Origin of the sequence: Propioniciclava soli (assembly GCF_038502305.1) — a bacterium.
In the GTDB taxonomy this organism is placed as follows: domain Bacteria; phylum Actinomycetota; class Actinomycetes; order Propionibacteriales; family Propionibacteriaceae; genus Propioniciclava; species Propioniciclava soli.
This window is the reverse complement of record NZ_CP115965.1, coordinates 932,957-956,653: the sequence shown is the minus strand read 5'-3', so window position 1 is coordinate 956,653 and position 23,697 is coordinate 932,957. Positions and strand designations below refer to the sequence as shown.

Sequence of the window (23,697 nt, the reverse complement as noted above, 5' to 3'; positions counted from 1 at the left end):
GGCCCATCCGGCCCAGGAGAGACATGTTCACGGTGACCGACCACGGGTTCGAGCGCGACGGTGCGGCCCACCGCATCGTTTCCGGTGCCCTGCACTACTTCCGCGTCCACCCGGCGCTGTGGGCCGATCGGCTGCGGCGCCTGCGCACGCTGGGCGCCAACACGGTCGAGACGTATGTAGCCTGGAACTTCCACGCGCCCGCCCCGGGCCGCGCCGAGATCGACGGCCCGCGTGATCTCGGCGCCTTCCTGGACGCCGCCGCGGCCGCCGACCTGGACGTGATCGTCCGCCCCGGCCCCTACATCTGCGCCGAGTGGGAGGGTGGTGGCCTGCCGGGCTGGCTCCTCGCCGACCCGCGCCTGCGCCTGCGCTGCTCCGACCCTGCCTACCTCGCCGCCGTCGACGCGTGGTTCGACGTCCTGATCCCAATTGTCGCGGCGCGGCAGTACCCCGAGGGCGGCCGCGTGGTCGCCGTCCAGGTCGAGAACGAGTACGGCAGCTACGGCGACGACCGCGCCCACCTCGAGCACCTGCGCGACGGCCTCCTGCGGCGCGGCATCCACGTCCCGCTCATGACGAGCGACGGCCCGACGCTGCAGTACCTGCTCGGCGGCACCGTGGCGGGTGCCACGCCCACCATCAATTTCGGATCCCGGGCGGTTGAGTACCTGGCTGCCTTCCGCGCGGAGTACCCCGACACGCCGGCTCTGTGCATGGAGTTCTGGAACGGGTGGTTCGACCACTGGGGCGAGCCGCACCACACCCGCCCGGCTGCCGATGCCGCGGCCGAGCTGGCCGCCATGCTCGATCACGGCATGGACGTGAACCTCTACATGGCCCACGGCGGCACCAACAGCGGGCTGTGGAACGGCTGCAACCATGACGGCGTGCTCCGACCCACGGTGACCAGCTACGACTACGACGCCGCCATCGCCGAGGACGGCACGCTGACCGCCAAGTTCCACGCCTTCCGCGAGGTCATCGCCCGCCACCTTCCGATTCCCGAGATCCCGGACGACCTGGTGGCCGAACCGGCGCCCGCCCCTGCCACCGAGTTGAGCGAGGTCGCACGCGGCACGCTGACGTTCGACGACCTCGTCTCATTGGCGCGCGCCACGCTCGGTGCCGTGCCCGGCCTACGCCTGCCCGAGGGCCCCTCGCCCTTCCCGCCGTCGTTCGAGGACCTTGGTCTGGAGCGCGGCCTGTTGCTGCTCCGCGCCCGCGTCGACCACCCCGGTGGCAGCGTCCCTCTGCGCCTGTACGGCCTGCGGGACCGTGCGCACGTCTTCGTCGACGGACGGCTGGTCGGCATTGCCGAGCGGGACGAGGGCACCCCGGATGCGCTCGACATCACGGCGGAGCGCGGCGAGCTGGTGCTGGACCTGGTCGTCGAATCGCTGGGCCGGATCAACTTCGGCCCGCTCCTCGGGGAGCGCAAGGGGGTGCTGCGCGGCGCCTGGTTCGGGACGCGGTTCGTCATGGGTTGGGAGGCGTGGCCGCTGGCGCTGGACCGCATCGGCACCAGCGTCGCCGCCCTGGCGATCCGTGAGCAGGACGCCGACGGGCTCGCCGTGGCCCGCTATGCGCTGGACACCACGGCCGGGCGCGACGTCTTCCTCGACCTCCGGGCCCACACGCGCGGGTTCGCGTGGGTCGGCGACGAACTCGTGGGCCGCTACTGGCGACGGGGCCCCCAGCAGACGCTGTACGTGCCGGCCCCGCTCGTGACGCAGGACATTGAGGTCACGCTGCTCGCCACCGACGGCCCCGGTGGCGGGCTCCGCACCGCCCCCGGCCCCATCCTCGACGAACTCCTCGACAAGGAGACCCCATGACCGACCTCCGCATCGGTGTCATCGGCTTCGGCCTGCGCCGCAGCATCGCGCGCCAGGCGCACCGCCCCGGGGAGGGCAGCCGCATCGTCGCCCTGTGCGACCCCTCGGAGCGAGCACGCAGCGAAGCCGTCACGGCGCTCGGGGAGGGCGTCCGCCTCGTCGACGATCTGGCCGATCTCTTCGCCGAGAACCTGGACGCCGTGATGGTGCTCACGCCGGACCACCTGCACCACGTACACGCCACCGCCAGCCTTGAGGCCGGGTTGGCCACGTTCTGCGAGAAGCCGCTGGCGACCCGGCTGGAGGACGCCGACGCGCTGCTCACCACCGCTCAGCGCACGGGGTCGCGCCTCTACGTGGGGCACAACATGCGCCACATGCCCGTGATCCGCCAGATGAAGGCGATCATCGACAGCGGGGAGATCGGCCGTGTCCGCTCCGTGTGGTGCCGCCACTTCGTCGGCACCGGTGGAGACTTCTACTTCAAGGACTGGCACGCCGACCGCAGGTACGTGAACTCGCTGCTGCTGCAGAAGGGCGCCCACGACCTCGACGTGATCCACTGGCTGGCCGGCGGGTACACCCGCGAGGTCTCGGGGATGGGCGACCTGATGGTCTATGGGGACATCACCGAGCGACGTGACAACTCCGACCGGCTGATGTGGGACTGGTACTCCCCCAACAACTGGCCGCCGACCGCACAGACCGACCTCAACCCGGTGGTGGACGTGGAGGACATCTCGCTGCTCACGTTGCGCCTCGACAATGGGGTGCTGGCCTCCTACGAGCAGTGCCACTTCACCCCCGACTACTGGCGCAACTACACCGTGATCGGCGACGCGGGCCGCATCGAGAACATCGGCGATGAGGGTGGGGACCAGATTCACGTCTGGACGTCCCGGCGTTCCAGCGCCCGGACGCCGGATCGGGTCGAGGTCATCGCTCGGGGCGACGGCGGGCACGGCGGCGCGGACGCCTCCCTCGCTGCCGAGTTCGTCCGGTTCGTCCGCGAGGGCGGCGCGACCGACGTCTCCACCGTCGCCGCGCGCGAGGCGGTGGCCACGGCATGCCTGGGCGTGGAGTCGATTCGCACCGACGGCTCGACCCGCCGCGTGCCGGAGCTGCCGGGAGCGACGCGGGCCTACTTCGACGCGGGGCAGCCGGGCTCGCGCTGAGCGGTTACTCTCCACCAGGACACGCGAATCCACACCGAGCCGGGAAAGGGCGGGCGGGATGGCCAAGAGAGCCAGGCTGATCGACGTGGCCGAGTCGGCCGGCGTCTCCACGGCCACGGTCTCGTTCGTGCTGTCGGGGAGCCGCTCCGGCCGGACGCCGGCGTCCCCCGAGACGGCCCGGCGCATCCACGAGGCCGCAGCGGCCCTCGGTTACGTCCCGAACAGCCACGCGCAGGCCATGCGCCGCGGGTACTCCACCACCATCGTGCTCGCCCTTGGCTCACCCGAGGATCCCTGGACAGCGCGCGTGGCCCAGGAGGTGCAGCGCCGCGCGCATCCGCAGGGCTTCTCGACGCTCGCCCTCGTCGATGAGACCTGGTATGAGTTCCTCCTCGGCTACACCCCCGGGGTGGCCCTCATCACCTCCACCGACTTCGACGAGACCGGCCTGGCCAAGGTCAACGACCTGGCCGACCGGGGCGCCACGCTCGTGGTGTTTGCCACCGAGGCGAGCGCCGACCGGTTCGACGTCATCAGCTCCTCCCCGGTCGCCGCCACCCGCGCCGCGTACGCCCGCCTGCGCGCGCGCCACGACCGCGTACACCTGCTCACGGTGCGGCCGTTCTCGGACGCATGGCGGGGGCCGTCGCGTCTGGCCGGCTTCCGGCTCGGCGCTGCGGACGCCGGCGACGCGGACGCCGAGGGCCGCGTCCACCTGAGCGGCTGGAGCCGCGACGAGGTCGCCGATCACTGCCACGCGCTGCTCGCCGAGCGACCGCGGCCCGAAGCGGTCATCTGCTCCACCGGGTACCTGGCCCAGACCCTGCGCTCGACCGCCCTCAGCCAGGGCATCACGTCGCCCGACGACCTGGAGATCATCGCGATCGGCGACATCCCCGACAACGCCCACAACCACCTCGGCCCCATCAGTCTCTACGGCACCGCGGACGGGTTCGGGCGGCTGGCCGACATCGTCGTCGCCCGCGCCACCGAGCAGATGGACACCCCGTTCCGGCGTCACGAGTTCGTCTGGGACTTCACGCCGGGCTCCACGACCAGAGACGAGTGAGACGATGCCCGACCCCGCCCCGCCGGCCCGAACCGTGCCCCACGACCCCCCGCGAACCAACGTGATCCTGATCTGTGCCGACCAGTGGCGCGCGGACTGTCTGGGCTCCAGCGGCCACCCCGACGTCTCGACCCCGGCCCTGGACCGCCTGGCCACGCAGGGAGTCTCCTTCGATCGGGCGTACTCCGCGACGCCGACGTGCGTGCCCGCCCGCATGGCGCTGATGACCGGCCTCACCCCCGAGAGCCACGGCCGGGTGGGTTACGCCGACGGCGCCCCCTTCAACGTCGGGGAGACGCTGCCGCGCGCGTTCGCCGCCGCGGGGTACCACACCCAGGCCATCGGCAAGATGCACTACTGGCCCGAGCGCGTCCGGATCGGCTTCGACGACGTCCTCCTCCACGACGGCTACCTCCACCACTCCCGCCGGCGGGGGCGTCCGATCGAGGAGTACGACGACTATGTGCCGTGGCTGCGCGACCAGCCCGGCGCCACTGCGCGGGAGGACTACCTCGACCACGGGCTGGGTTGCAACTCGATGGCGGCACGGCCCTGGGACAAGGAGGAACGCCTCCACCCGACGAACTGGCTGGTGACCGAGGCCGAGCGTTGGTTGTATCGACGCGACCCGACGGCGCCGTTCTTCCTCTACCTCTCGTTCCACCGGCCCCACGCGCCGCTGGACCCGCCACAGTGGGCGTGGGACCTGTACGCCGACGCCGAACTCACCCCGCCGGTGCAGGGCGACTGGCGCGCGCTGCTCGACCCCTATCGCGTGGAGGGCGACACCGAGGCGCTGGTGGCGCACTTCGACGACCGCGCCGTCCACCGCGCCCGGGCGGCCTACTACGGCCTCATCTCGCACGTGGACGCCCAGATCTCACGCCTGCTGCAGATCCTCGGCGAGTTCGGCCTGGCCGACGACACGGCGATCGCGTTCGTCTCCGACCACGGCGACATGCTGGGCGACCACGGGATGTGGCGCAAGGGCTACGCCTACGAGGGGTCCAGCCGCGTCCCCCTGCTGCTCGCCGGTCCTGGTGTCCCCCGGGGGACGCGCGTCGGGGGCCTGGTCGAGCTCCGCGACGTGATGCCGACGCTGCTCGAGCTGGCCGGCGTGCCGGTGCCGCCGACGGTCGAGGGACGTTCCGCGCTGCGCCTGTTCGCGGCCGACGGCGGCGGGGCGGGGTCGGACGCGGAGCCGGACGCGTGGCGCACCCCCCTCTTCGGCGAACACACGATCCTCGGCCAGTCGATGCAGTGGGTGGTCGGCGCGCGCCACAAGTACGTGTGGTGGTCCGGGGATGGGCACGAGCAGTTGTTCGACCTGGTGGCCGACCCCACCGAGCTTCACGACCTCGCCCGGGACGACACCCACGCCGACGCCCTCGCCACGCACCGCGCCCTGCTCATCGACCACCTCACCGACCGGCCCGAGGGGTTCGTGCGCGAGGGCGTCCTGACGCCCGGGGCGTCCGTGGGCCCGCTGCTGGACACCGCACGCACGCCCCGCTGACGGCGAGGCTGCGAGCCGGAGCCACCGGGGGGCGCGTCAACGGGGCCCGGTCAACGGGGCCTGGTCACCGGGGCCTGGTCACCGGGGCGGGCGCCGTCGCCACGGCCCCGTACCGCCCGCCTGCCACGGGTGGGGGCCGTCGAGGGGACGGTGGTTCACCGCCTTGGCGGCCAGGCGTTCGACGTGGGCCCGGAGCCGGGGCTCGAAGGCCGCCGGATCGGCCGGGCCGCTCCACGCCACCTCCGCCAGGGCGCACAGGCGCGGCCAGACCATGTACTCGACGTGCTCAACCGTGGTGAAGAACTCCGACCAGGCCTGCCCCTGGACGCCCAGCAGGCGGGGTCGATCGGCCTCGGCGACCCCCTCGGCCGGGTCGAACGCGACCACGTCCTCCCACCTCCGCGCCGGGTTCCGGGCGAGCGGCTCGTCCTCACCATCGGACTGGTGGTAGTCGAAGTACAGCAACGGGCACGGCGCCATGACGACCTCGTGGCCGCGGGCAAGCGCGGCGCGGCCGGGCTCCACCCCACGCCAACTCATGACGACGACGTCCTCGATGTCGTCGCCCTCGACGATCTCGTCCCACCCCAGGGTGCGGCGGCCGCGGGCGGCCAGCCAGTCGCGCAGGTGGCGGGTGAACCACGCCTGGAGCTCCTCGACGCCGCCCAGCCCGCGGGAGGCCGCGAGGGCGTCCGCCTCCGGGTTGTCGCGCCACTGGGTCGTCGGGCACTCATCGCCCCCGATGTGGATGATCTCGCTGGGGAACACCGCCAGCAGGTCGGTGTAGATGTCCTCGACGAGGGCGAGGGCCCTGTCATCGAGCCACAGCACCTCGTCCAGCACGTCGAAGTGCGTCGCGATCGGCAGTCCTTCACCCCAGCCGTATTCCGGATAGGCGGCCAACAGCGCGCGCACATGGCCGGGCACGTCCACCTCCGGCACGATCGTGATGCCGCGCTCGGCGGCGTGCGCGACGAGGGCCCGCAGCTGGTCCTGGGTGTAGAACCCGCCCCGGGGGATGCCGTCGTGCTCGGTCATGCCCGGGTAGATCGTGCCGGGGCGGTGGGCGCCGACTTCGGTGAGGCGCGGGTGCTTCGGCACCTCGAAGCGCCACCCCTGGTCGTCGGTCAGGTGGAGGTGGAGCACGTTGAACTTGTGCGCTGCCAGGGTGTCGACGAAGGCGAAGAGCCACGGCAGCGGGTGGAAGTGCCGCGCGACGTCGATGTGGGCGCCGCGCCAGGCGTGGCGCGGCGCGTCCTCGATGCGGCAGCAGGCGACGGTGCGCGGCAGCCCCGGGCGGGCCGTCGGCAACCCGAAACCGGGGTCGAGCAGCTGCAGAAAGGTCTGGAGGCCGTGCACGAGACCGGCCTCCTCCCCCGCTGCGAGGGTGACGCCGCCCGCCGTCACTTCGAGCCGGTAGGCGCCATCGGTGAGCTCATCGACCCTCGTCAGCGTGAGGGCACCGCCGGCTGCTTCCGTGGCGTCCGTGGTGCGTTCGGCCCCGCAGGACGCGAGCATGCGGCAGGCCGTCCGGGCCCAGGCGGCCGGCCCGGTCACGCCAGGGTGCTCGGGCAGCTCCCACACCCCCTCGGTCAGCGTCGCCGACACCGGGGTGGGCACGAGCGCGGCGAAGCGGGCAGCGGGCTCGGCGAGCAGGCTCATGGTCTGACCCTACCCAAGCCCCCGCCGCTCGGGGCCGAGAGGGCTGCGAGGGCTGCGGGCGTCAGGTGCCCGCGATCAGGGCCTTGAGCGCCGGAGCGTCGTTCGGCAGGTCGATGACGTGGCGCGGCAGATCTTCGATGCCGGCGAAGCGCTCGGGACGAGGGACGTCGGTGCCGAGCGCCTCCACGATGGTCGCGGAGAACTTCACCGGCAGCGCCGTCTCCAGCGCGATGATCGGCTCGGTGAGCCCGCGGGCGGACGCCAGCGCCCGCGCCACGCCGACGGCGTCGGCGGTGTGGGGGTCGATGACGACGCCGGAGCGGGCGTGCTCGGCGGCGATCGTGGCCAGCCGGTCCGCGTGGCTCGACGTGCCGGCCACGAACCCGAACCGGTCGGCGAGGGTGGCGAAGGCCTCCGTGCCGGAGAGGTCGAACTCGGCGGTCAAGGGCAGCCGGTGGGCGAACAGCTCCGTCACCGCCGCCGCGTCGCGGCCGAGCAGGTCGAAGACGAACCGCTCGAAGTTGGACGCCTTCGAGATGTCCATGCTCGGGCTGGAGGTCGCGTGGGTCTCGGAACGGCCGCGCACGCGGTAGACGCCCGTGGCGAAGAACTCGGCCAGCACGTTGTTCTCGTTGGTCGCGAGCACGAGGGTGTCGATGGGCAGCCCCATCGCACGCGCGATGTGGCCGGCGCAGATGTTGCCGAAGTTGCCCGACGGCACGGCGAAGGTGACGCGCTGGTCGTCCCGCGTGGTCGCCATCAGCCACAGCGCCACGTAGTAGACGACCTGGGCGACCAACCGGGCCCAGTTGATGGAGTTGACCGCGCCGATGCGGTGCTCGGCCTTGAAGGTGAGATCGGCGTTGACGGCCTTGACGAGATCCTGGCAGTCGTCGAAGACGCCGTCGACGGCGATGTTGACCACCGCCGGGTCGTCCAGGCTGAACATCTGCGCCTGCTGGAACGGGCTCATCCGCCCGGCCGGGGTCAGCATGAAGACCTTCAGACGCTCCTTGCCCTGCATGGCGTACTCCGCCGCCGACCCGGTGTCTCCGCTCGTGGCGCCCAGGATGGTGAGGGTCTCGTCGCGGCGCTCCAGCTCGTACTCGAACAGCTCGCCCAGCAGCTGCATCGCCATGTCCTTGAACGCCGCGGTCGGGCCGTTGCTCAGGTGGCCCAGGTGGACGCCGCCGCCCAGGTCGGTCAGGCCCACGACGGCGTCCGACCCGAACGTGTCGGCCGCATAGGCGCGGGCGCAGAGCGCGTCCAGATCGTCGCGGTCGATGTCGTCGATGTAGAGCGCCAGCACCTCGGCGGCCAGCGCCGCGTACCCCTGCTCGGTGAGCACGCGCCGCCAGGCCGCGAGGGTGGCGGCGTCCAGCTGCGGGTAGGTCTCGGGCAGGTACAGCCCGCCGTCAGGCGCGAGACCGGCCAGCAGGATGTCGCAGAACGGCAGTCCGGGGCCGCCGGAGGCATCGCGGGTGGAGACGTAGCGCACCGGATCAGCCTAGCGGTGCCCCATCGCCCGCCCGCGCCGCGACCACGGGCAGCCGGTCGCCCGGGGCCGGCGCTCCGCGGGAGGGCCGTTGCTCAGAAACCCGGCGCGGTGCGCGGCCAGGGCAGGGCGAGTTCGAGCTCGGCCGCGAGGAGCAGCAGGGTGGCGTCGGCACCGCGGCGTCCGGTGAGCATGACGCCGATGGGGAGCACGACCCCGTCCACCTCGGCCCGCACCAGCGGGAGGCTGACCGACGGACGCCCAGTGAGGTTCGCGATCGACGTCCACGGGGTGAAGTCGATCTGGGCGGCGAAGTCGGCCGCCGGGTCGGCGTCGTTGCGCAGCGCCCCGACGGGCAGGGGCGGCTGGGCGAGCGTGGGCGTCAGGACGACGTCGAAGGCGCCCCAGGCCCGGTCGACGTCCCACTCCAGCCGGGCGATCTCCCCCAGGGCGGCGGCGTACTCCACCCCGGTCACGGCGCGGCCCCGCGCGCGCAGCCAGCGGGTCATGGGGGTGAGCGCCGGGTCGGCCTCCGGCGGCAGCGGGATCGAGGCCGCCCCGGTCGTCCACACGGCGTCGAAGGCGGCCCACCGGTCCGCGGCGAACGGGCGGGGCGCCTCCGCAACGCGGTGCCCCAGCGCGCCCAGCAGTTCGGCGACCTCCGCGACCGCGGCCAGGCAGGCCGGGTGGACGGCGGCGGCGTCGGAGATCACCGGCTCGGTCAGGACGCCGATCCTCAGGTCGGTGCCGGCGGCGTCCAGGCCGGCGAAGAAGTGGTGGCCGGGGGCGAGCACGTCCAGGGCCCACGCCGTGTCGCGCACCGTGGTGGTGAGGACGCCATCACTCACCAGGCCGGGGCCCGGCAACCGCGACGGCATCGTGTCGACGAGGCCGCGCGACGGCTTCAGCCCGACCAGCCCGCAACACGACGCCGGAATGCGGATGGAGCCGCCCCCGTCGGAGGCGTGGGCGATCGGCACGATGCCGGACGCCACCGCCGCGGCCGCGCCACCGCTCGACCCGCCGGCCATGCGCGTCGGATCCCACGGCGTCACCGCCGGCGGGGCGCCGTCCGGCTCGGTGTAGCAGGGGAAGCCGAACTCCGGTGTGGCCGTCTTGCCCACGGTCACCGCCCCGGCGGCCTCCAGCCGCGCGGCCGAGACATCCGTCGCGCCGGCGAGAGTGCCTGCCAGCGCGCGGCTGCCCGCCGCGAACGGCACGCCAGCGACCTCGACGAGATCCTTGATCGGCAACGGCACCCCGGCCAGCGGGGCGTCGCCCAGGGTGCCGGAGGCCACCGCGGCGTCGACCGCGTCGGCCTGCCCCAGGGCCCGCTCCGCGGCGAACGCGGCGAACGCCCCCAGGGAGGGGTTCAGCCCCTCTCCCCGGGCGAGGGCCGCCTCGGCCACCTCCCGCGCGGACACCTCTCCCGCGCGCACGGCCGCGGCCAGGGCGACGGCGTCCACCGCGGCAGCGGTCATGGCCTAGGACGACCGCTGGACGACGGTGTCGCAGAGCGCCACCAACGCGTCCCGGGCCTCGCCGGGCGGCAGCACGGCCACGTGCGCCCGGGCCGACTCGGCGCGCCGCTCCACCTCGGCACGGGCGTCGTCCATCACGCGGTGGGCCCGCAGCCCGGCCAGGGCCTCGGCCACCTCGGCGTCATCGGACAACGGCCGGGACACCAGGTCGCGCAGGCGGGCGTCCGCCGGATCCTCCGACGCCCCCAGCAGCAGCGTCGGCAAGGTGGCGACCCCTTCGCGGAGGTCGGTCCCGGGCGTCTTGCCGGAGGTGTCGGAGGCGATGTCGATGATGTCGTCGCTGAGCTGGAAGACGAGGCCGATCTCCTCGCCGTAGGCGGCCAGCGCCGCCACGACCTCGCGCGGCGACCCGGCCACCATGGCCCCGAACATGGCCGAGGCGGCGATGAGCGAACCCGTCTTGTCGGCGACGACGCTCAGGTAGTGGGCCAGGGGGTCCTCCCCCGCAGCCGGCCCGCGCGTCTCCGCGATCTGACCCTGGACGAGACGCGCAAACGTCTCCGCCTGCAGGGCGACGTACTCGGTGCCGAGTTGGGCAACGGTCGAGCTCGCGCGGGCGAACAGGTAGTCGCCAACCAGGATCGCGACCTCGTTGCCGTACCGGCTGTTGGCGCTGGGGACGCCGCGGCGAACGTCGGCCGAATCCATGACGTCGTCGTGGTAGAGCGATGCGACGTGCGTCAGCTCCATCACCACGGCCGCCTTGACGACGTCAGCGGGCGCCGCGTCGGCGTAGAGCTGCGAGGCCAGCACGACCAGCAGCGGCCGGAACCGCTTGCCGCCCGCCGCCAGCAGGTGCCGGGAGACCTCCGTCACGAACGGGGTGTCGGCCAGCGCCGTGGCGTGCAAGGCAGCCTCGATCGCGTCGAGGCGCTCGCGGACTTCAGCCTCGAACGCCGGGTCGGCCCCCGGATGGGTGATGGACGTCACGTGACTCCTTGATCGGCAGGACTTCCGGCTCAGCGCAGGAACGTCCCTGCAAACGTAGCAAGCTGCATGACCGAATCGGGCAGCATGCCCAGCCACAGGGTCGCCACGGCACCGACCACGACCGGGATCCACGTCCACGCGCTCGCCGAGCCGACGAACGTGCCCTTCGCCGGTTCCTGACCGAACATGACGACGATGACCCGCAGGTAGAACCAGGCGCCGACGAGGCTCGCGAGCGCGGCGACGATCACGAGCCACCAGTAACCGCCACGCCAGGCCGCGGTGAACACGGCCCACTTGCCGATGAACCCACCGGTGAGCGGGATGCCGGCGAAGCTCAGCATGAACAGCGCCATGAGACCCGCCACGGCCGGGTTCTTGCGGGCGAGACCTGCCCAGCCCGCCAGGCCGTTCTCCTCGCCCGCCGGGTTGCGCACCATCGTCACGAGCGCGAACGCCCCGATGGTCGCGAAACCGTAGGCCGCGAGGTAGAACATGATGGACGCCGCCGAGGTGGCCTGGCCCGCGGGCACGATCTGGCTCGCGCCCACGACGGCGGTGAGGATGAACCCGGCGTGCGCGATCGAGCTGTAGGCCAGCAGCCGCTTGATGTCGGTCTGGGTCAGGGCGGCGGTGATGCCGACCACCATGGTGAGCACGGCGATGATCGCCAGCAGGGGCTGCCACGTCCACCGCTCCCCGTCCAGCGCCACGTAGAACACGCGCAGCAGGGCGCCCACGGCCGCCAGCTTCGTGCAGATGGCCATGAAGCCCGTGACGGGCGTCGGAGCACCCATGTACACGTCGGGCGTCCAGCTGTGGAACGGCACGGCACCGATCTTGAACAGCAGGCCGACGCCCAGCAGCGCCAGCCCGGCGATCAGCAACCCTTCGCCGAACACGGACGCGGTGACCGCGTCGTGGATCGCGGCGAGGTCGAACGAGCCGGAGTAGACGTAGAGCAGTGCGATGCCCATGAGGAAGAACCCGGAGCTGAAAGCGCCGAGCAGGAAGTACTTCAGGGCCGCCTCCTGGCTGAGGAGCCGGCGGCGACGCGCCATCGCGCACATCAGGTAGAGCGGCAGGGAGAACACCTCGAGGGCGACGAACAGCGTGATGAGGTCGCTCGCGGCGAGGAAGACCATCATGCCGCCGAGGGCGAACAGGCCGAGCGGGAAGACCTCGGTGTGCTCGCGGCCGGCGCGGGCCGACTCGGCCTCCTCGACCGACCCGGGCACCGCGGCCGCGGACGCCGCGAACGCGGTCACCCCACCGTTGACCCGGCGCTCGGAGAACACCATGAACGCCAGGGCCCCGAACACGAGCAGGGCTCCCCACAGGAAGTAGGCCGGCCCGTCCAGGGTGATCGACCCCATGGCCAACACCCCGGAGATGCCCCGGAACCAGTTGATGACGAGGAAGGCGAGCGACAACACGACGCTGGCGAGCACCAGCGACATCTGCGCGACGAACCGCAGGTGGTGCGGCAGCACCGCCTCCAACAGGATGCCGAGACAGCCGGCGGCCAGCACGAGCAGGATCGGCGCGAGGGCGCGCCACTCCAGCACGGGCGCGGCGAACTCGAGGACGGTCATCGTGCGACTCCTTCCACGACCGGCGCGGGGTCGGTCATGCCCAGATGCTGCAGGGTGGTGACGGCGGTGGGTTCGACGAGGGCGACCGCGGGCGCCGGGACGAACCCCAGCACGAGCAGGATCCCGATGATCGGCACCATGATCCAGCGCTCCAGCCCCGTGAGGTCACGGCCGGTGAACGCGGCACCGGCGTCGGTGGTCAACGGCCCCGTCATGGTGATGCGGTAGAGCCGCAGGACGTAGGCCGCCCCCAGCACCACACCGAGCAGCGCGACGAGCGTGACGATGGGATTGCGGGTCCAGGAGCCGCTGAGCACCATGAACTCACTGACGAACGTCGACATTCCGGGCTGCGAGAGGGCCGAGAGACCGGCCAGCAGCAGGACGCCGGCGGCGACCGGCGCCACCTTCTGGACGCCGCCGTACGCGGCGATGTCGGCCGTGCCGCGCCGCTTGATGAGGTACCCCGCCGCCAGGAACAGCGCCGCGGTCGAGAAGCCGTGGTTGAGCATGTAGAACATCGACCCGCTCAGGCTCGTCGTCGTGAAGCTGTAGATGCCGAGGATCATGAAGCCGAAGTGGCTCACCGAGGTGTAGGCGACGAGCCGCATGAGGTTGCGCGACGCGAGGGCCCCGAGCGCCCCCCACAGGATGGACAGCACGGCGAACCACGTCATGAACGGCGCGACCCACTGGCTGGCCTCGGGGAACAGGGTGAGGCAGAACCGGATCATGCCGAACGTGCCGATCTTGTCCAGCACGCCGACCAGCAGCGTGGCCGTGCCGGGCGTGGACTGCTCGGCGGCATCCGGGAGCCACGTGTGGACGGGCACCATCGGTGCCTTCACGACGAAGGCCACGAGGAGGCCCGCCATGAGCCAGCGGCCGACATCGCCCGACAGGTCGAGCGTCGCCAGGTCGGCGACCAGGTAGGACGGCTGCCCCGCGGACGCGCTCACGGCGTACAGACCCACCACCGAGGCCAACATGATGAGACCACCGGCCAGGCTGAAGATCAGGAACTTGACCGCTGCGCGGCCCCGCTGCGGCCCTCCGAAGCCGATCATGAGGAAGTAGACCGGGATGAGGGTGGCCTCGAAGAACAGGTAGAAGAGCAGCAGGTCGGTGGCCGTGAACACGAAGATCGCCAGGCCCTCGAGGATCAGGACGAGGGCGAAGTAGGCCTGCGCGCTCCAGCGGGCCCCCGGCAGATCCCACTCCGCCAGCAGGACGAGCGGCACCAGGACCACGGTGAGCAGCACCATGGCCGCGCCCATGCCGTCCAGGTCGAGCGCCCACCAAGCGCCGAACGCGCGGATCCACGGCAGTTGCTCGGCCAGCGTGACGCCGGTGGCGTGCATCCACACGACCGCGATGCCGAGGGCGAGGGTCGCGATGCTGGCGGCGAAGCCGAGGGTGCGCGCCGCCCCCCTGCCCATGGGCAGGAGCAGCAGCAGGCCGGCCACCAGCGGCAGCAGCCCCAGGAAGGTGAGCCAAGGGAATGTCATGACAACTCCTGTCTCAGCCGAGCTGGCTGAGGATCAGCACGACACCGACGGCGAGGACGCCGAACAGCATCATGAGGGCGTAGCTGCGCGCGTACCCGGACTGCACCCGCCGGACCATGGCGGACAGGCCACCGAAGGCCCGTCCGGTGCCGTCGGCGGCACCGTCGATCCCGACGCGGTCGGTCACGTCCACGGCGTGGGCGGTCGCGACGGTCGGGCCGGTGAACAGCAGGCCGTTGGCCTGATCGGCGAAGAGCACGTTGCGGCCGGCGAGCGTGATCGGGTTGCGGGTGGCGGGGGCGACGCGCGGGATCGGGCCGCGTCCGAACACGAACCAGGACAGCGCGACGCCGACGGCGACCACGGCCATGGTGAGCAGGCCGACCGGGGTCGGAACCAGGCTCAGCTCGTGCGGGTGGACGCCCAGCGCGGGCTCCAGCCAGCCCTGGATCCAGTTGTTCATCACGATGCCGGCGCCGACGCTGAACACGGCCAGCACGATCAGCGGGATCGTCATGACCTTGGGCGACTCGTGGGGGTGCACGCCCTCGTCCCAGCGGCGCTCGCCGAAGAACGTCATGAGCATCAGCCGCGTCATGTAGAAGGCGGTGATGCCGGCGCCGATGAGGGCGCACAGGCCGACCACCAGGTTGTGCTCGAAGGCCGCCTCGATGATGTGGTCCTTGCTGAAGTAGCCGGAGAACAGCGGGAACCCGATGATGGCCAGGTAACCCATCGCGAAGGTCCAGAACGTCACCTTCATCGCGGTGCGCAGGGCGCCGTAACGGCGCATGTCGACACCCTCGTGCATGCCGTGCATGAGCGAGCCCGCCCCGAGGAACATGTTGGCCTTGAAGAAGCCGTGGGTGAGCAGGTGGAAGATGGCGAACGCGTAGCCGGCCGGCCCGATGCCCGCGGCGAGCATCATGTAGCCGATCTGGCTCATGGTGGAACCGGCGAGCACCTTCTTGATGTCATCCTGCGCGCAGCCAATCCAGGCGCCCGCGAGCAGCGTGACGGTGCCGACCACCACGACGGCGGTCTGGGCGATCGGTGCGAGCTCGAAGATCGCGTGGCTGCGGACGACCAGGTAGACGCCCGCGGTGACCATCGTGGCGGCGTGGATGAGGGCCGACACGGGGGTGGGGCCCTCCATCGCGTCGAGCAACCAGGCCTGCAGCGGCACCTGGGCGGACTTGCCGCACGCGCCGAGCAGCAGCGCGAACCCCATGACCGTCACCCAGAAGCCGGGCGCCTCCGCGACACCGGCGTTCACGACGGCGAACGAGCTGGAGCCGAACAGGGCCAGCATCGTGAAGATCGCGATGAGCATGCCGAGGTCACCGACGCGATTCATGACCAGCGCCTTGACGCCGGCGGCCGCAGCGGCCGGCTTGTGCTGCCAGAAGCTGATCAGCAGGTAGGACGCCAGACCGACCCCCTCCCAGCCGACGAACAGCACGAGGTAGTTGTCGGCCAGCACCAGCACCAGCATGGCGGCGATGAACAGGTTGAGGTAGGCGAAGAAGCGACGGCGACGGGCGTCGTGGGCCATGTACCCGATGGCGTAGATGTGGATCAGGCTGCCGACGCCCGTGATGAGCAGGGCGAACAGGATCGAGAGCTGGTCCACCAGCAACCCGACGCCGAACTCCCACTCCCCCGTGCTGAACCACGTGTAGAGCGGCAGGGAGACGCGTCGCACGCCCGGGTCGTTGATCAGCATCGAGGTGAAGACCGCGAGCGCCACCCCGAAGGAGACGATGACCGCGGCGGTCGCCAACAGGTGGCCCCAGGCGTCCGACACCCGGCCCGCGAGCAGCAGCACGGCCGCCGAGAGCGCAGGCACGGCGATCATGAGCCACAGGTGGGCGTACATGCCGGTCGCCGCGACCGGTTCGACGATGGTCTCGAGAAGGATCACGTCAGCCACCTCAGAGCTTCAGCAGGTTGGCGTCGTCGACCGAGGTCGAGCGGCGGGTCTTGAAGATCGACACGATGATCGCCAGGCCGACGACGACCTCGGCGGCCGCGACGACCATCACGAAGAAGGTCGCCACCTGCCCGTCCAGGCCGCCGTGGATGTGCGAACCGGCGACGAGCACGATGTTGGTCGCGTTCAACATGAGCTCCACACACATGAAGGCCACGAGCGCATTGCGGCGCACGAGGACGCCGACCGCGCCGATGGAGAACAGGATCGCCGCGAGGATGAGGTAGTTCTCGGGGTTCATCACCGGGCTCACTCCTCGTCCTCGTCGTCGTCCGCGACGGCCTCGATGGCCGCGAAGGTCTCGTTGGTCACCTTGGCCAGGGCGGGGGCGTCCAGCGAGGCCCCGCGCAGGATGAGGGTCTGCGAGAGCGACTTCTCGGCGACCGACCCGTCGGGCAGCAGCGCCGGGGCGCCGATGGCGTTGGTGTGGGCGTACACGCCAGAGTTGGGCAGCGGGCCGGGGTGCTCGCCGCTGGTGCGGTAGGCGGCCATGCGATCCGCGGCCATCTCGCGCTGCCGCTTCTTGGGCGTGACGCGCTGGTGGTGTGCCAGCAGCATCGCGCCCACGGCGCCGCTGATGAGCAGGGCCGAGGTCAGCTCGAACACGAAGACGTAGCGGCCGAACAGCAGTTCGGCGAGGCCCTCGACGTTGCCGCCGCGCGCGGCGTTCGCCTCGATCGTGGTGACCGGCGGGTTCACCACCGCCCCGCCGACCGCGAAGACCAGCAGGGCGGCCGCGCCGATGCCGGCGAGGATGGCGAGGAAGCGCTGACCCTTGAGCGTCTCGACGACCGAGTCGGGGGTGTCGACGCCGACCATCATCAGCACGAACAGGAACATCATCATCACCGCACCGGTGTAGACGATGACCTGGATCATCGCCAGGAACGGCGCGTCCATCGACGCGTACAGCACGGCGAGGCTGATCATCGACACCGCCATCCCGAGCGCGGCGTACACCGCGCGGCGGGCGAAGACGAGCCCGAGGGCACCGAGGATCGCGATCGGCGCCGCGATCCAGAAGGTCACCTCCGCCCCCGTCACGAGCGGAACCATGGCCGGGTTCACGATGTGGCCCCCTTCGCCTCGACGGGACCGGTCCGCGTGTCCGGGACGCCGGTGGGGGGCAGGCCGAGGAAGTAGTCCTTCTCGTCGAGACCCAGGCGGCGCGGGTGCGGCGGCTCCTCCATGCCCGGCAGCAGCGGGGCGAGGAGGCGGTCCTTGGTGTAGATCATCTTCTCCCGCGAGGTGTCCGCGAGCTTGAAGTCGTTGGTCATCGTGAGGGCCCGCGTCGGGCAGGCCTCGATGCACAGGCCGCACAGGATGCAGCGCAGGTAGTTGATCTGGTAGACGCGGCCGTAGCGCTCCCCCGGGGAGTAGCGGTCGGCCTCGGTGTTGTCCGCGCCCTCGACGTAGATCGCATCGGCGGGGCACGCCCACGCGCACAGCTCACAGCCGACGCACTTCTCCAGCCCGTCGGGCCAGCGGTTGAGCTGGTGCCTGCCGTGGAAGCGCGGCGCGGTGACCTTCTCGCGTCCCTTCTGCGGGTAGCCCTGCGTGAAGGTCTTGCGGAAGATGGTCTTGAAGGTGACGCCGAAACCGGCCCACGCGTCGAACAGTCCCATCACTGTCCCTCTCGGTAGTCGTCGGACGCCACCGGCGCCACGGTGTCGGGCTCCGGCTCACCGCGCACCACGCCGGCGAGCTCGGGGAGCTCCTGGCCGGGCAGTGGCGGAACGGGGTACCCGCCGGCGAAGGCGTCGACCTCGCCCGCCGGAATGTCCTCCAGGTCGCGCTCCTCGTCGTTGCCCCCCAGGAAGAACAGGGCGACCAACGCGAGGGCCGCAGCACCGATGATGATCCACACCACCGGGCCCTGCAGCAGGCCGTGGTTCATGAGACCCCGCACGAGCGCGATCAGCATGATCCACGCCAGCGAGATCGGGATCAACCACTTCCACCCCAGCGCCATGAACTGGTCGTAGCGGAACCGCGGCAGCGTGCCGCGCAGCCACACGAAGAAGGAGATGAGGAGCTGCACCTTCAGCATGAACCAGAGCAGCCCCCAGTAGCCGGAGTCGATGCCCGGGATCAGCGCCAGGGGCCACGGGGCGTGGTAGCCGCCGAGGAACAGCGTGGTCGCCACCGCCGACACGGTCGCCATGTTGATGTACTCGGCGAGGAAGAAGATGGCGTAGCGGAAGCCGTTGTACTCCGTCAGGTGGCCCGAGACGAGCTCGGACTCGCACTCGGGCAGGTCGAACGGCGCCCGGTTGGTCTCGCCGACCATCGAGATGACGTAGATGATGAACGACGGCGCCAGGAGCAGCCAGTACCACTGCTGCAGCCCGAGGAAGCCCTCGCCGATCAGCGGGCGGGCCTGCGCCGCGACGATCTCAGAGGTCGACATGGTGCCGGAGTACAGGAACACCGCCACGAACGACAGGCCCATGGAGATCTCATACGAGATCATCTGCGCCGAGCTGCGCAGCGAGCCGAGCAGCGAATAGGGCGACTGGGAGCTCCAGCCGGCGAGCACGAACCCGTACACGGCGACCGACCCCATTGCGAGGATCAGCAGCGCGGAGACGGGCATGTCGGTGACCTGCAGGCGCGTCGCGACGCCGAACATGTTCACCTCGCCGCCCAGCGGGATGACCGACCAGGCGGTGAACGCCGTCACACCCGCCAGCAGCGGGGCGATGGAGAACAGCACCTTGTCGACCATGCCCGGCGCGAAGTCCTCCTTGAACATCAGCTTCAGGCCGTCGCCGAGCGCCTGGCCGAGGCCACCGAGCCACGTCGGGTTCATGATCGGGCCGAGGCGGTGCTGCATCTTGGCGACCAGCCGCCGCTCGTACCAGACGTTGAAGATCGTCCACGTCAACAGCAGGACGACCACGCCGATCACCTTGATCAGCACGATCCACCACGGATCATTGCCGAAGATCGAGATGTCCTGGGGGTTCATGCCGCACCTCCGTTCACCTGCACCGATTCACCGGGCGTCACGGCGAGTTCGCCGAGACCGACACCGGCCACGTTCCCGGGGACCCAACAGACCCCGTCCACCATCGAGGGCGTCACGACCAGCGGCAGCTCCCACACGCCGTTGCCCGCCGCCACCGTCACCTGGTCGCCGTCGGCCAGCCCGAGGCCGGACGCCGTCGCCTCGCTGAGGCGCGCCACGGGCCGCTTGGCGGTCGCGAGCAGCGCCTCGGAGCCGTCATTGCCGGCCGAGCCGTCGATGAGCAGGCGCCACGAGCCGAGCACGAGGCCCGTGCCCACGCCGGAGGCGGCTGCCTCCGCGGGTGCGGCGGCGCGCTCGCCCTCCCAGACGCCGAGCTCGGTGAGCTCCGCCTTGGCCCCGCTCGCCCGGCGGACGCCGAGGTCGGAGCCCAGCGCGTCGGCCAGCATCGCCAGCACCCGCAGGTCAATCATGGCCGAGCGCGCCTGACGGTTCACCCGGTTCACGCGCCCCTCGCGGTGCTCCCAGTTCACGAACGTGCCCGACTGCTCCTCGATCAGATCGACCGGCAGCACCACGTCGGCCCGCTCCGCGACCTCGGACAGCCGCGTCTCCAGGCTCAGCACGAAACCGGCCCCCTCGAGGGAAGCCCGGGCCGCCTCGGCGTCCGCGAAGTCCGTCGGCTCGACGCCGGCCACCACGAGCGCGGCCAGGCTGCCGGTTCCGGCGGCATGCAGCATCGCGCCGGCGTCCAGGCCTGGCGTCGTCGGCAGCGTCGGCACCGCCCACGCGGCCTGCACGTCCACCCGGGCGCTCGCGTCGGTCACGGGACGCCCCCCGGGCAGCAGGTTCGGCAGGCAGCCGGCCTCGACGGCACCGCGATCCCCCGCCCGCCGCGGCACCCAGGCCAGGCGGGCGCCGGAGCGACCGGCCAGCTCGAGCAGGGCCGTGAACGTCCCGAGCGAGGAGGCGGCCCGCTCGCCGACCAAGATCACCGTGTCGGCGTCCGCGTCCAGCTTGCCGACGACCTCGGCCTCCGTCCCGGGGACCGTCGGCACCAGGTGGGCACCCAGCTTCTCCGCGCCGTTGCTGGCGAACGGGGCGACGGTGACGACCTTCAGCTTCTTCTTGCGCACGGCCTTGCGGAGGCGCAGGAAGACGATGGGGCTCTCCTCCTCCGGCTCGAACGCGACGCAGATCACCTGGGACGCGTTTTCCAGGTCGGCGTAGGTGACGCCCTCGCCCACCGTGCGTCCGGCCACGGCGTGCGCCAGGAACTGGCCCTCCTCCAACGAGTGGGGCCGGGAGCGGAAGTCGACGTTGTTGGTGCCGAGCACGACCCGGGCGAACTTGGCGTAGCCGTAGGCGTTCTCGAGGGTGAGGCGTCCGCCCGTGAGCACACCGACGCTGCTGCCCGCGCGGCGCAACCCGGCCACCGCGGCGTCGATCGCCTCGGGCCAGGACGCCGGCCGCAGCACGCCGCCGTCGCGGACGAGCGGGCTGGTCAGCCGGTCGGCCAGGCGGCCGGAGTGGAAGGCGAACCGGCCACGGTCGCAGTTCCACTCCTCGTTGACCTCGGGGGCGTTGCCCGCGAGACGCCGCTTCACCTGGTAGTGCCGGTGGTCGGTGCGGAGCTGGCAACCCGAGGCGCAGATCTCACAGGTCACCGGTGTCGACACGAGGTCGAACGGCCGGGCCTGGAAGCGGTAGTCGGCGCTGGTCAGCGCGCCGACCGGGCAGATCTGGATGACGTTGCCGGAGAAGTAGCTGTCGTACGGCTTGTCCTCATAGAAGCCGACCTGCTGCAGCGCGCCGCGCTCGACGAGCGCGATGAAGGGGTCGCCGGAGATCTGCTCGGAGAACCGAGTGCACCGCGCGCACAGCACGCACCGCTCCCGATCGAGCAGCACCTGGGCCGAGATCGCGACCGGCTTCGGGAACGTCCGCTTGACCCCCAGGTACCGCGACTCGGCGGGGCCGTGGCTGAGCGCCTGGTTCTGCAACGGGCACTCGCCGCCCTTGTCGCAGATCGGGCAGTCGAGCGGGTGGTTGATGAGCAGCAGTTCGAGCATGCCCGTCTGCGCCTTGTCGGCCACGGGGCTGCTCACCTGCGTCTTGATCTGCATGTTCGGCGCCACCTCGAGGGTGCAGGACGCCTGCGGCTTCGGCATGCCGCGTCCGTTGCCCATGTCGGGCACCTCGACCATGCACTGGCGGCACGCGCCGACCGGGTCGAGCAACGGGTGGTCGCAGAAGCGCGGGATGTCGACGCCGATCATCTCGGCCGCCCTGATGGCGAGCGTGCCCTTCGGCACCTGCACCTCGGTGCCGTCGATGAAGACGCTGATCAGGTCGCTGGTGGCGACCTCGGCCGCCTTGGCCTCGACGCTCATGCGTGGGCTCCCTTCGGTGCGGCGAACAGGGCGCTGCGTTCGTAGGGGAACAGCTCCCACGCGGGCGTGGTGTAGCCGGCCTCGAACTCGGAGCGGAAGTGCTTCACGGCGCTGGTGACGCAGGCGACGGCGCCGTCCGCCAGGGCGCAGAACGACTTGCCACCGATGTTGTCGCACAGGTCGAGCATCTTCTCGATGTCGCCCTCGACGGCGGTGCCGGCCTCGAAGCGCTGCAGCAGCTGCACCAGCCACCAGCTGCCCTCGCGACACGGCGTGCACTTGCCGCACGACTCGTGCTTGTAGAACTCCACCCAGCGCAGCGTGGTGCGCACCACCGAGGTGGTCTCGTCGAAGACCTGCAGGGCCTTGGTGCCGAGCATGGTGCCGGCGGCGGCGGCACCCTCGTAGTCGAGCGGGATGTCGAGGTGTTCCGCGGTCAGGATCGGCGTCGAGCTGCCGCCCGGCGTCCAGAACTTGAGCTCGTGGCCCTCGCGGACGCCGCCGGAGAGCTCGATGAGCTGCCGCAGCGTGATGCCCAGGGGCGCCTCGAACTGGCCGGGACGCTGCACGTGCCCGGAGAGCGAGTACAGGGTCATGCCCTTCGACTTCTCGGTGCCCATCGAGGCGAACCACTCCGCGCCGTTGGCGATGATGCTCGGCACCGACGCGATCGACTCGACGTTGTTGACCACCGTGGGGCACGCATACAGGCCGGCCACCGCCGGGAACGGCGGGCGCAGGCGGGGCTGGCCGCGGCGTCCCTCGAGCGAGTCGAGCAACGCGGTCTCCTCGCCGCAGATGTACGCGCCGGCGCCGGCGTGCACGACCACGTCGAGGGAGTACCCCGAGCCGAGCACGTTCTTGCCGATGTACCCCGCCGAGTAGGCCTCGCGCACCGCCTGCTGCAGCCGGCGGACCACGTGGACCACCTCGCCGCGCACGTAGATGAAGGCGGCCTCGCAGCCGATCGCGTAGCTGGCGATGATGACGCCCTCCACCAGCGTGTGCGGCGAGGCCATCATCAGCGGCATGTCCTTGCACGTGCCGGGCTCGGACTCGTCGGCGTTCACCACGAGGTACTTGGGGTTCGGGTTGTCCTGCGGCACGAAGCTCCACTTCATGCCGGTCGGGAAGCCGGCCCCGCCGCGACCGCGCAGCCCGGCGTCCTTCACCGTGCCCATGACGTCGGCCGGGGTGCGGCCGAGGGCCTTGCGCAACCCCTGGTAGCCGCCGGTGCGCTCGTAGTTCGTGATCTTCCACGCGCGCTCGTCGGCCCAGTTGGCCGACAGCACGGGGGTCAGCAGATCGGTCACTGCGCCTCCTCCTGGGTCGTCTCGGACGCCTGCACCGCGCGAGCGGGGGGTGCGCTCCACCCGCGATCGGCCGCGATGTCCAGGCCGAGCAGGGACGCGTGCCCCGCCGCCGGCCCCTCGTCGGCCCGACCGTCGGGGAAGCCGGCGAGCACCCGCTCGGTCTCCTTCCAGCCGACCAGCTCCGCACCGCGCGTGGAATGGACGACACGCCCGGCGGCGAGATCCTCGATCAGCCGGTTCGCGGACTCGGGGGTCATGTTGTCCATGAACTCCCAGTTGACCATCATGACGGGCGCGAAGTCGCACGCCGCGTTGCACTCGACGCGCTCCAGGCTGAACAGGCCGTCGGGGGTCGTCTCGCCCTCGCCGATGCCCAGCTTCTGCTCCACGACGTCCATCAGGATGTCGCCGCCCATCACCGCACAAAGCGCGGTCGTGCAGACGCCGACGTGGTGCTTGCCGCCGGGGCGCCGCTTGTACATCGTGTAGAACGTCGCGACCCCGGAGACCTGGGCGGCGGTGATGCCGAGCACCTCCGCGCACGCCTGGATGCCGGCCGGCGACACCCGGCCGTCCACGGACTGCACCAGGTGCAGCATCGGCAGGAGCGCCGAGCGCGCCTGGGGGTACCGCTCGGCGAGCTGACGCATCTCGGCGATGGTCTCCTCGGTGATGTTCGTGCTCGTGTCGGCCATGTCGACCGA

General features: G+C 71.3%; 18 protein-coding genes. 4 read left to right on the top strand and 14 right to left on the bottom strand.

The genetic code is table 11. The features are described from left to right. The first annotated feature begins 23 nt into the window (after positions 1-23). From PCC79_RS04315 to PCC79_RS04300, 4 genes are read left to right on the top strand one after another with little or no spacing between them, the layout of a single operon-like run. Entirely contained in the window at positions 24-1,835 is a 1,812-nt protein-coding gene (locus PCC79_RS04315; RefSeq protein WP_342373120.1) for a beta-galactosidase, read from the top strand. Then, the gene (locus PCC79_RS04310) at positions 1,832-3,010 is read left to right on the top strand and encodes a Gfo/Idh/MocA family oxidoreductase (RefSeq protein WP_342373119.1); all 1,179 of its coding nucleotides are present in this window, start codon (positions 1,832-1,834) and stop codon (positions 3,008-3,010) included. Before PCC79_RS04315 ends, PCC79_RS04310 begins: the two co-directional genes overlap by 4 nt. Before the next feature lie 58 nt (positions 3,011-3,068). Continuing rightward, entirely contained in the window at positions 3,069-4,079 is a 1,011-nt protein-coding gene (locus PCC79_RS04305) for a LacI family DNA-binding transcriptional regulator (RefSeq protein WP_232549918.1), read from the top strand. Positions 4,080-4,083: 4 nt separating this feature from the next. Continuing rightward, entirely contained in the window at positions 4,084-5,595 is a 1,512-nt protein-coding gene (locus tag PCC79_RS04300; RefSeq protein WP_342373118.1) for an arylsulfatase, read from the top strand. A gap of 78 nt (positions 5,596-5,673) precedes the next feature. Here the strand turns inward: PCC79_RS04300 and PCC79_RS04295 are convergent, their stop codons facing one another. The 14 genes from PCC79_RS04295 to nuoE all read right to left on the bottom strand — a co-directional run bounded on the left by PCC79_RS04295 (position 5,674) and on the right by nuoE (position 23,688). Beyond that, positions 5,674-7,257, bottom strand: a complete 1,584-nt coding sequence (locus tag PCC79_RS04295; protein WP_342373117.1) for a beta-N-acetylhexosaminidase — start codon at positions 7,255-7,257, stop codon at positions 5,674-5,676. Between the two features lie 61 nt (positions 7,258-7,318). Beyond that, the gene (gene thrC / locus PCC79_RS04290; protein ID WP_232549921.1) at positions 7,319-8,755 is read right to left on the bottom strand and encodes a threonine synthase; all 1,437 of its coding nucleotides are present in this window, start codon (positions 8,753-8,755) and stop codon (positions 7,319-7,321) included. Between the two features lie 92 nt (positions 8,756-8,847). Further along, positions 8,848-10,233: an amidase gene (locus PCC79_RS04285; RefSeq protein ID WP_232549922.1), complete on the bottom strand. Its 1,386-nt coding sequence runs from the start codon at positions 10,231-10,233 to the stop codon at positions 8,848-8,850. Between the two features lie 3 nt (positions 10,234-10,236). After that, positions 10,237-11,214 (bottom strand): polyprenyl synthetase family protein, encoded by a 978-nt coding sequence (locus tag PCC79_RS04280; protein ID WP_425325663.1) that lies wholly within the window; start codon positions 11,212-11,214, stop codon positions 10,237-10,239. 38 nt (positions 11,215-11,252) lie between these two features. After that, positions 11,253-12,818, bottom strand: coding sequence for an NADH-quinone oxidoreductase subunit NuoN (gene nuoN, locus PCC79_RS04275; RefSeq protein ID WP_342373116.1), 1,566 nt, complete (start codon positions 12,816-12,818; stop codon positions 11,253-11,255). Further along, positions 12,815-14,326, bottom strand: a complete 1,512-nt coding sequence (locus tag PCC79_RS04270) for an NADH-quinone oxidoreductase subunit M (RefSeq protein ID WP_342373115.1) — start codon at positions 14,324-14,326, stop codon at positions 12,815-12,817. The genes nuoN and PCC79_RS04270 overlap by 4 nt, the downstream gene beginning before the upstream one ends. Positions 14,327-14,339: 13 nt before the next feature. Next, on the bottom strand, positions 14,340-16,205 hold the full coding sequence (gene nuoL / locus PCC79_RS04265; protein ID WP_232549965.1) for an NADH-quinone oxidoreductase subunit L: 1,866 nt from the start codon (positions 16,203-16,205) through the stop codon (positions 14,340-14,342). 55 nt (positions 16,206-16,260) lie between these two features. Further along, a complete protein-coding gene (gene nuoK, locus PCC79_RS04260; RefSeq protein ID WP_232549925.1) occupies positions 16,261-16,560 on the bottom strand; it encodes an NADH-quinone oxidoreductase subunit NuoK in 300 nt (99 codons plus the stop codon). A gap of 8 nt (positions 16,561-16,568) precedes the next feature. After that, on the bottom strand, positions 16,569-17,375 hold the full coding sequence (locus tag PCC79_RS04255; RefSeq protein WP_269779639.1) for an NADH-quinone oxidoreductase subunit J: 807 nt from the start codon (positions 17,373-17,375) through the stop codon (positions 16,569-16,571). Positions 17,376-17,383: 8 nt separating this feature from the next. Next, positions 17,384-17,944 carry an NADH-quinone oxidoreductase subunit NuoI gene (gene nuoI / locus PCC79_RS04250; RefSeq protein WP_232549927.1) on the bottom strand — a complete coding sequence of 187 codons (561 nt, stop codon included), beginning with the start codon at positions 17,942-17,944 and terminating at the stop codon, positions 17,384-17,386. Next, positions 17,944-19,290: an NADH-quinone oxidoreductase subunit NuoH gene (nuoH, locus tag PCC79_RS04245; protein WP_232549928.1), complete on the bottom strand. Its 1,347-nt coding sequence runs from the start codon at positions 19,288-19,290 to the stop codon at positions 17,944-17,946. Before nuoH ends, nuoI begins: the two co-directional genes overlap by 1 nt. Next, positions 19,287-21,680 carry an NADH-quinone oxidoreductase subunit G gene (locus tag PCC79_RS04240; protein ID WP_342373114.1) on the bottom strand — a complete coding sequence of 798 codons (2,394 nt, stop codon included), beginning with the start codon at positions 21,678-21,680 and terminating at the stop codon, positions 19,287-19,289. Before PCC79_RS04240 ends, nuoH begins: the two co-directional genes overlap by 4 nt. Continuing rightward, positions 21,677-22,993, bottom strand: a complete 1,317-nt coding sequence (nuoF, locus tag PCC79_RS04235) for an NADH-quinone oxidoreductase subunit NuoF (protein WP_232549930.1) — start codon at positions 22,991-22,993, stop codon at positions 21,677-21,679. Before nuoF ends, PCC79_RS04240 begins: the two co-directional genes overlap by 4 nt. Then, positions 22,990-23,688 (bottom strand): NADH-quinone oxidoreductase subunit NuoE, encoded by a 699-nt coding sequence (gene nuoE, locus PCC79_RS04230; protein ID WP_232549966.1) that lies wholly within the window; start codon positions 23,686-23,688, stop codon positions 22,990-22,992. The genes nuoF and nuoE overlap by 4 nt, the downstream gene beginning before the upstream one ends. Positions 23,689-23,697 lie beyond the last annotated feature (9 nt).

What these genes read in the sequence shown, in the direction of transcription:
- PCC79_RS04315 (WP_342373120.1), top strand. Translation starts at nt 24, where the DNA reads ATGTTCACGGTGACCGACCACGGGTTCGAGCGCGACGGTGCGGCCCAC.
- PCC79_RS04310 (WP_342373119.1), top strand. Translation starts at nt 1,832, where the DNA reads ATGACCGACCTCCGCATCGGTGTCATCGGCTTCGGCCTGCGCCGCAGC.
- PCC79_RS04305 (WP_232549918.1), top strand. Translation starts at nt 3,069, where the DNA reads ATGGCCAAGAGAGCCAGGCTGATCGACGTGGCCGAGTCGGCCGGCGTC.
- PCC79_RS04300 (WP_342373118.1), top strand. Translation starts at nt 4,084, where the DNA reads ATGCCCGACCCCGCCCCGCCGGCCCGAACCGTGCCCCACGACCCCCCG.
- PCC79_RS04295 (WP_342373117.1), bottom strand. Translation starts at nt 7,257, where the DNA reads ATGAGCCTGCTCGCCGAGCCCGCTGCCCGCTTCGCCGCGCTCGTGCCC.
- PCC79_RS04285 (WP_232549922.1), bottom strand. Translation starts at nt 10,233, where the DNA reads ATGACCGCTGCCGCGGTGGACGCCGTCGCCCTGGCCGCGGCCGTGCGC.
- nuoN (WP_342373116.1), bottom strand. Translation starts at nt 12,818, where the DNA reads ATGACCGTCCTCGAGTTCGCCGCGCCCGTGCTGGAGTGGCGCGCCCTC.
- PCC79_RS04270 (WP_342373115.1), bottom strand. Translation starts at nt 14,326, where the DNA reads ATGACATTCCCTTGGCTCACCTTCCTGGGGCTGCTGCCGCTGGTGGCC.
- nuoL (WP_232549965.1), bottom strand. Translation starts at nt 16,205, where the DNA reads ATGTACGCCCACCTGTGGCTCATGATCGCCGTGCCTGCGCTCTCGGCG.
- nuoK (WP_232549925.1), bottom strand. Translation starts at nt 16,560, where the DNA reads ATGAACCCCGAGAACTACCTCATCCTCGCGGCGATCCTGTTCTCCATC.
- PCC79_RS04255 (WP_269779639.1), bottom strand. Translation starts at nt 17,375, where the DNA reads ATGGTTCCGCTCGTGACGGGGGCGGAGGTGACCTTCTGGATCGCGGCG.
- nuoI (WP_232549927.1), bottom strand. Translation starts at nt 17,944, where the DNA reads ATGGGACTGTTCGACGCGTGGGCCGGTTTCGGCGTCACCTTCAAGACC.
- nuoH (WP_232549928.1), bottom strand. Translation starts at nt 19,290, where the DNA reads ATGAACCCCCAGGACATCTCGATCTTCGGCAATGATCCGTGGTGGATC.
- PCC79_RS04240 (WP_342373114.1), bottom strand. Translation starts at nt 21,680, where the DNA reads ATGAGCGTCGAGGCCAAGGCGGCCGAGGTCGCCACCAGCGACCTGATC.
- nuoE (WP_232549966.1), bottom strand. Translation starts at nt 23,688, where the DNA reads ATGGCCGACACGAGCACGAACATCACCGAGGAGACCATCGCCGAGATG.